Source organism: Aquimarina amphilecti, assembly GCF_900109375.1.
Classification (GTDB): domain Bacteria; phylum Bacteroidota; class Bacteroidia; order Flavobacteriales; family Flavobacteriaceae; genus Aquimarina; species Aquimarina amphilecti.
The window spans coordinates 986816-994276 of sequence record NZ_FOAB01000001.1 but is presented as its reverse complement, the minus strand read 5'-3'; the positions used below and the strand labels follow the sequence as shown (position 1 = coordinate 994276).

Genomic DNA, 7461 nt, shown 5'->3' with positions numbered 1-7461 from the left:
TGATGGAGAGATTACATCTTTCTTCCCTATTTTTGGAACCAATCATAAATTTAATGGATTTATGGATTATTTCTATGTAGGCAATCACGCCAATAGTGTAGGATTACAAGATATATATGCTAAAGCTGTTATCAAAACTGGTAAAAGTAGTAGCCTATTAGCCAAGCTTCACTATTTTTCTGCTGCAGAAGATATAGCAGGAACTGATGATAATTATTTAGGTACCGAATTAGACTTAGTATTTACTCAAAAAATACTACCGTATGCTACTTTAAAAATAGGATATTCTCAGATGTTCGCAGGAGATAGTATGGAAGTTTTAAAAGGAGTTACCAATCCTAGTGGATTACAAAACTGGGGATGGGCAATGTTAGTAGTAAAACCAAACTTCTTAAAATGGAGTCCGAAACCACAACAATAATTTATTAATGATATTATATCTAAAACCTGCGAAATCAGTTTCGCAGGTTTTTTTGTGATATTTTAAAATTTTTAATGTAGGTCATTGATAATTACGTAATTCTTATTACTTAAATACGTGTTAATACTTAATTTTGATTATTATTAGTGGAATATTCCCTAAATTTAAGCTCCTTAAAATGAATTTAATGATGAAAAAAATAATCTATTTTAGTCTGTTTTTCTGTTTCCACATTGGTGTTTCCCAGACAGATGTTGATTATGAAAGTACAATGAAGACTATAATTGATTCGTATAACGCTAATGATGCTCAGAAAATCTTTGATCAATTTTCTGGAGACTTACAGACTGCATTTAATTTAGATAAAGTAAAGGAGTTTATCACCAAAAATATGGATAGTCAAGGTAAATTTTCAGAATTTGATTTAATGGATCAAGATGAAGGTTATAGATATTTAGTACAGTCAGATAGTGATTCTGTAATACTAGTTATACAACTTTCTGCTGATCTAAAGCTAACTAAATTTCTCTTGGAATAAAATATTATTTAACGAACGTAAACCATTCCTGAAAATATGCTCCAACAATGGGAACGGTTTTTTGTTCTTCTCTTATAGCGGTTATTAAACCAAAAACCCAAAGAACGAAAATAAAAATATAAAAAGAGGACGAAATTATCCAATTGTCAAACATACTTACTAGGGCTCCTAATAAATAGAATCCGATATTAATCCCTAATGCTTGTCTGATATGAAAGCTGGCAAATTTATTTTTGCTGTCTTGATTCATAAATAAAGCTATAATAGTACCTATAATAGTTATATATGCTATAATCGCTGTTGTTTTACCTTGTTTTTCGTAATCTGATTGCATGATGAGGATAGGTATTTATTTTAATACTATTTGTCCGTTAGAAATAATTCCATATGTATTACCTTCAATAGTTCTTTCTAAGAATGCACTATTTTTAGACGTTGATTCAATATGTTCTTCTTTAAATACAGTATTTCCTTTAGAGGTAAATAATGATAAGTTAGCTTTATTCCCTTTATCGATAGAATTAGTTTCAATTCCAAATATTGATTTTCCTTTAGTAAGCAATGATACTGTTTGATTAATACCTAATATGCTATTTAGAATCCCGAACGTACTTTCTAAACCTATTGTTCCATACATTGCATTATCAAACTCTACTTTTTTATTTTCTACATCAATAGGCTGGTGATCACTGGTAACCATATCAATAGTTCCATCCTTAACTCCATCAATAAGTGCTTCTATATCTTTTTGGGTTCTTAAAGGCGGTAATACTTTATAATTAGTATCAAAACTTGTTAGTTCTTCATCAGTAAGTAATAAATGATGAACAGATACACTACAGGTAACTTTTAATTTATTTGATTTAGCTTCTCGGATTAATTGGACAGATTTAGCTGTTGATATTGTGGGAATATGTAATTTACCTCCAGTATATTCTAAAAGGAAAAGGTCTCTACAGATCTGTAATTCTTCTGCTAATGCAGGAATTCCTTTTAAACCAAGGAGTGTGCTTTGTTTTTCTTCATTCACCATACCTTTTCCAGCAATACTCGTATCCTGAGGAAAAGAAAGTACTAATCCATCAAAATTCTGAGCATATAGGAGAGCAATCTTTAGTAGGTTAGGATTTTTAATAGGTTTTTTATAATCTCCAAAAGCAATTGCTCCAGCTTGTTTCATATCATAAAGCTCAGCTAAGTCAATACCTTCAGATTTTGTGGTTAGAGCACCAATAGGATAAAGATCTACAGCATTTTGTAATGATTTTCCTTTCAGAAAACCAACAGAAGCGTTGGTGTCTGTTATTGGCAATGTATTAGGATTTAATCCAATAGAAGTAAAACCACTTTTTGCGGCTACATTCAGTCCATTAACAATTGTTTCTCGTTCTTCATAGCCAGGTTCTCCAAAACTAACACTACTATCGAACCATCCTTGGGATACATATAAAGTATCTAATTTAATTTCCTCAATATTTTCTGTTGGCTCGATTAAAGAGTCGATATCTTTAATGATTCCATTTTCGATAAGAATATCTACGGTCTGATTATGAAAGGGAGATGAAGGGTCAATAATAGTAGCTGCCTTTAATAATAAGTTCATTTGAGATATTTTAATAATAAGATTTCGATTAATAAGAAAATCAAAGCAAAAATAATAAACCATTTCCAAAGTTCATCAATACTGGTTTCTTCTTTTATCTGCTCAAATAGAGTAGTAACTGAATCATTTACCTCATATTCTTTGGTAGAAGAAAGATTATAGTATTGTAAATCACTTTCTAAAGTGTTGTAATTGTAACTTACATGTTGGATCAATTTTTCTTTATCTTTAAGCGCATAAATTCCCGCTTTAGAAGGAACTTCATCGGTTGTTATCCGTACTTTGGTAGCAAAACTTTGTTGCAATGGGATGCTACTTTCTACATCAGATTCTAAAGACAAAATTCCATCTTGCCCTAATGAAATAGGTACGTCATAAGTATTTGATTGGCCTATGTTATATGAAATATTAGATAGTTTGAGACTTTGTTTTCCAATATTATATAACGTAGGAACAATTAATGGAGAGTTCTTAAAATTAGAGTTTTCATTGTTAATAGATGCAGTAAAGATATACATCGTATTTGTTAGATATAAAAAAGGATTACTATCCTCAAAAGAAAGAATGGTATTACTAGCACTTGTTTGGTAATACGAGTTTACTTTTGGGTATTGAAAATTTGTTATTGTTTTATCAAAAACACCTCTGTATAGTGGATGAGAAAAGTTAATTCCTGTAATTTTCTTTTCTTGGGGACTATGAGTTACTAAACTTTCTGAAGAAAAGTTATTAATAAATTGTTGGTATGAAATAAGGTTACCGTCTGTAGCAGGAATAAAACAAATGCTACCACCTTGGTCCTTAAAAGATTTAAGAGCGTTAATTAATGAAATAGGAATTTGCTTAATTTCATTTATGAGTACTAGATTAGCATTACCTATATCATTATAATTTAGTTCATCAATTTTAGCACTGATTAATAAAAATTCATCAGGGGTATAAATATTTTTTATAAAATTATCAGAAGCTTCATTAATAGCTACAACTTTTATTTTTTCTGGGGTATTTATTGTAAAATATCGATAGTTATCAAAAGTTAATGATGGATCTTCTATAACAATACGACCATTAATTTTAGTATTCTCATCAATTTTAAACTGAATAGAAGTTTTACTATCCTTAGGGATAGAAGTAGATGTTTTTGCAATTAGTTTTTCTTCGTTGTAAAAAGCGACAGAAATATTATCAGCTTTAGCATCAGTATTACTTAATAAGACATTCAGAGCCATCTCATTATTTTCATCACGCCTTAGAGAAAGACTATCGATAGCAATATTCTGCCGTGTTACAGGTACTAATTTTATAAGATTTGTTTTAGTTTCTACATCAGCAGGAATATCAAAAGCTTCATCTTTTTGCTGAAAATCGGAAACCATAATGATACGTTTTATAGTTTCAGGTGAATTACCTAAAAGTTGTTTCCCTTTTAAGTATGCTGCACTGTAAGATATTTGATTTGATGTGTATTCTAATTGTAGTAAGTCGTTACGAATATCCTTTTTGGTAACCTCTTTAAATGTTTCTGTATTTGTAAATATTGAAATAACTTCATCATCGGGTAATGAACTTAATAATTCCTGAACAGCACGCTGTAATAAAGGGCCTTTAGGACCTTTAGCTTGCATACTAAATGAATTATCTAAATAGATGACAGTTTCACTTTTTTTTCCAACAATTTCTTCTGCAGCTAAAAATGGTTGGGCAAAAGCAATAATAAGTGCTGCAAATGCCAATAATCTAGCAAGTAGGGTTAGCCATTTTTTTATTTGAGAACTTTTGCGAGTCTGGATAGTAACCGCTTTTAGAAATTGCACATTAGTAAAAGGTACTTTCTGAAAACGTCTTAATTGAAATAAATGAACTATAATGGGAATAACAAGAGCAAATAAAGCATAAAGAAATTCTGGGTGTCTAAATTGCATTCTTGATTAATGTTTGTCAAATATACTATAAGATTTGATATAGACCGTTTAGGCTTAACGAATTTTTAGGGTAAGATTTTAGTTGTCTAGCTACTATTTTTAGAAATATCCTGCTTTTAAGGTATTTACAAAACATGAAAACTATTAGTAAAATAATATACTAAAAATTAAACGTACCTTTGCGGCTTCATTCAGAAATGGCATTATGTAGTAGATTGTTGTTTCTTAAACAATTTATATGTCATTTAATTCATTAGGATTATCCGATGCTTTGTTAAAAGCAATCGAAAAAAAAGGGTATACAACACCTTCGCCAATACAAGAAAAAGCTATACCACCAATTTTAGAAGGGAAAGATGTTTTAGCATCCGCTCAAACTGGTACTGGTAAAACGGCAGGTTTTACGTTGCCAATCCTTCAGCTGTTATCTCAAGAAAAACCTTTTAGAAAAAGACCGATCCGGACGCTAATTTTAACTCCCACCAGAGAATTGGCAGCTCAGATATTAGATAATGTGAGAGCATATAGCACTTATATGGATCTAAAATCTATAGTTGTTTTTGGAGGTGTAAATGCAAACCCTCAGATAAAAGCACTTAGAAATGGAGTTGATGTTTTAGTAGCTACTCCTGGTCGTTTGTTAGATTTACATGAAAGAAAAGCCTTATCGCTTTCTAAGATTGAAATATTAGTATTGGATGAAGCTGATCGAATGCTGGATATGGGATTTCAGAGAGATATCAATAAAATTCTAGCATTATTACCTCAGAAAAGACAAAACTTATTATTTTCTGCTACATTTTCTAAAGAAATTAAAAAATTAGCTAACGGAATTTTACATAATCCTGTTTCTGTAGAGGCCGCTCCGGAAAATACAACAGCTGAGAAGGTAGATCAAAAGATGTATAAAGTTGATAAGGCGAAGAAATCTTCTGTAGTTATTAAGTTGATATCCGAAGGGAATTGGAAACAAGTATTGATTTTTACACGGACAAAACACGGAGCAAATCGCTTAAGCGAAAAGTTAGGGAAAAACGGAATTACATCTGCCGCAATTCATGGAAATAAAAGTCAAGGAGCAAGAACCAAAGCATTAAGTGGTTTTAAACAAAATAAAATCAGAGTATTAGTAGCGACGGATATAGCAGCACGTGGACTTGATATCCCTTTATTACCACATGTGATTAATTATGAATTACCAAACATTTCTGAAGACTATGTTCATAGAATTGGAAGAACCGGTAGAGCAGGAGCTAGCGGAGAAGCAATTTCATTAGTTTCTCAAGAAGAAGTCGCTTATGTAAAAGGAATAGAAAAATTATTAGGATTAACACTACCTAAAGAAGTTATAGAAGGTTTTGAGCCTAGTTTTGTTTTTGATTACAATGCAGCACCACCAAAGAAAAAACAAAATTCCTCTAAACCTAGACGAAATAATAGAAATAATAATAGAAGAAGAAAAAATAGATCGTAAAAAAAGGGCGGAAGCTTAACTTCCGCCATTTTTTATAGGTTTATAGCTTTTTTTTTAAAAAATATAATATCCTACAGAAAGTTGAAAAGTTCTATTTTGACTGCTAATAGCATCATCAACATCCGTAAGACCATGATTATATCTTACTTGCGCAAAGAATTTCCCAAAGGTAACACCCGCTCCAGCGGCAACACTTACATCAAAACTTTCTGGCTCACCAACTTCATAGTCATCATTCACAACAACACCGAATTGTGGTCCTGCCTCGAAACTAAGAAACTTTAAGAATTTATATTTTACTAGAATTGGAACGTTAATGTAATCAACTTTTAAATCATCAGTACCTTGAGCAGAATACAATACTTCTGGTTGAATAGCAAATTTACCAGGTAAACCTATAGTTGCTACCGCTCCTAGATGAAAACCAGTTCTGGCATCAGTGTCAAATCGAGAATCTATATTAGCAAAATTTACTCCTCCTTTAACACCAAATTTTAAGCTTTGGGCATTTGAAACTGTCGTAAAACCGATAAGCGCAATGGCTAAAAAAAATAGTTTTTTCATGGGTATATTGATTGTTTGTTTAAATCAAATATAGAAACTTATATATTAATAAAAGTTAAAGTTTTTTTAATGAAAAAGCAGATTTAGAGTGATTTTTTGTTGTCATTTTCTTCTGATCTCAATTATAGATAGTATCGACGAAGTATTTGTTTTTCTAGATTAAAAACATTTTTTTTAGATAATATTATTGATAAATAAAATTTTTAACGATAAGTGACCTTATTCTTTTTATTCATTCCCCAGGCAATTACTTGAACACCTTTAGAGTAACTTGTTTTATGAGGTTTTCCGTTTAATAAATCATCGAAGCGGGGATAATTCACTTCTAAATTGTTGATTTCAATATCTTGGATAGACCATTCTGGATGATGGATTTCATATTCATTAATTGAATTTTTAGTATCCTGGAAAAGAGCATACCTTTCTGTTAGCCAAATGTCAAGTTCAGATTTATTGGTTTGGTTTGCGCCTTCTTCAAAATTGATTTGTAGAGAGTCGTTGTATTGATTATTATTAGATAAATAACTAGTGGTTCTTCTTTTGATTTTAGAATATCTATAAGGAAGCTCAGAGATAGTTTTTGCAATCCTGCAAGAAATTCTTTTTCCTCCCTCAATACTTAAGAAGTATACTCCTGTTTTATTTTCTGATTTGATATAAGTACGGATATTGATTTCATCGAAGTTAGAAATAGGAGGAAAGTAAGGAAGAAATTTAGGTCTGATTTTTTCCATTGAAAAGGCAACTATTGATATCCATGGTTTTCCTTCAAATAGATCTATTTCTAGTTCTTTAGGAACAAATTTTCTTAATTTTTGATAGTCTACTTCCCAATGTAAGAATATTGCTCTATTCCATTCTTGATAAAATTTCCAATTATCAGAAGGTAATTCCCATGATCTATGTTCTGTGTTTTTCAGTATTTCTTTAATGTCCATT

The 7461-nt window shown here is 30.8% G+C and carries 7 protein-coding genes and 1 pseudogene; 3 read left to right on the top strand and 5 right to left on the bottom strand.

What is annotated here, in order from left to right; all coding sequences use genetic code 11:
- Both BMY33_RS23365 and BMY33_RS04365 read left to right on the top strand, forming a co-directional pair.
- Positions 1 to 421, top strand: a pseudogene (locus BMY33_RS23365) (alginate export family protein); the annotation flags it as partial.
- A gap of 190 nt (positions 422 to 611) precedes the next feature.
- On the top strand, positions 612 to 959 hold the full coding sequence (locus tag BMY33_RS04365; protein WP_139195583.1) for a hypothetical protein: 348 nt from the start codon (positions 612 to 614) through the stop codon (positions 957 to 959).
- Between the two features lie 4 nt (positions 960 to 963).
- On the opposite strand, the gene BMY33_RS04360 is transcribed toward BMY33_RS04365, so the two are convergent.
- Genes BMY33_RS04360 through BMY33_RS04350 form a run of 3 tightly spaced genes read right to left on the bottom strand, consistent with a single transcriptional unit; the run spans position 964 to position 4484 of the window.
- Positions 964 to 1293 (bottom strand): hypothetical protein, encoded by a 330-nt coding sequence (locus BMY33_RS04360; protein ID WP_091406025.1) that lies wholly within the window; start codon positions 1291 to 1293, stop codon positions 964 to 966.
- A gap of 15 nt (positions 1294 to 1308) precedes the next feature.
- A complete protein-coding gene (locus tag BMY33_RS04355) occupies positions 1309 to 2562 on the bottom strand; it encodes a dihydroorotase (protein ID WP_091406098.1) in 1254 nt (417 codons plus the stop codon).
- Positions 2559 to 4484 carry a vWA domain-containing protein gene (locus BMY33_RS04350; protein WP_091406023.1) on the bottom strand — a complete coding sequence of 642 codons (1926 nt, stop codon included), beginning with the start codon at positions 4482 to 4484 and terminating at the stop codon, positions 2559 to 2561. Before BMY33_RS04350 ends, BMY33_RS04355 begins: the two co-directional genes overlap by 4 nt.
- Positions 4485 to 4722: 238 nt before the next feature.
- On the opposite strand from BMY33_RS04350, the gene BMY33_RS04345 reads away from it, so the two are divergent.
- The gene (locus tag BMY33_RS04345) at positions 4723 to 5958 is read left to right on the top strand and encodes a DEAD/DEAH box helicase (RefSeq protein WP_091406020.1); all 1236 of its coding nucleotides are present in this window, start codon (positions 4723 to 4725) and stop codon (positions 5956 to 5958) included.
- 54 nt (positions 5959 to 6012) lie between these two features.
- Here the strand turns inward: BMY33_RS04345 and BMY33_RS04340 are convergent, their stop codons facing one another.
- Positions 6013 to 6522, bottom strand: a complete 510-nt coding sequence (locus BMY33_RS04340) for a porin family protein (RefSeq protein ID WP_091406018.1) — start codon at positions 6520 to 6522, stop codon at positions 6013 to 6015.
- A gap of 203 nt (positions 6523 to 6725) precedes the next feature.
- Positions 6726 to 7460: a YqjF family protein gene (locus BMY33_RS04335; protein WP_091406015.1), complete on the bottom strand. Its 735-nt coding sequence runs from the start codon at positions 7458 to 7460 to the stop codon at positions 6726 to 6728.
- Between the last annotated feature and the right edge of the window lies 1 nt (position 7461).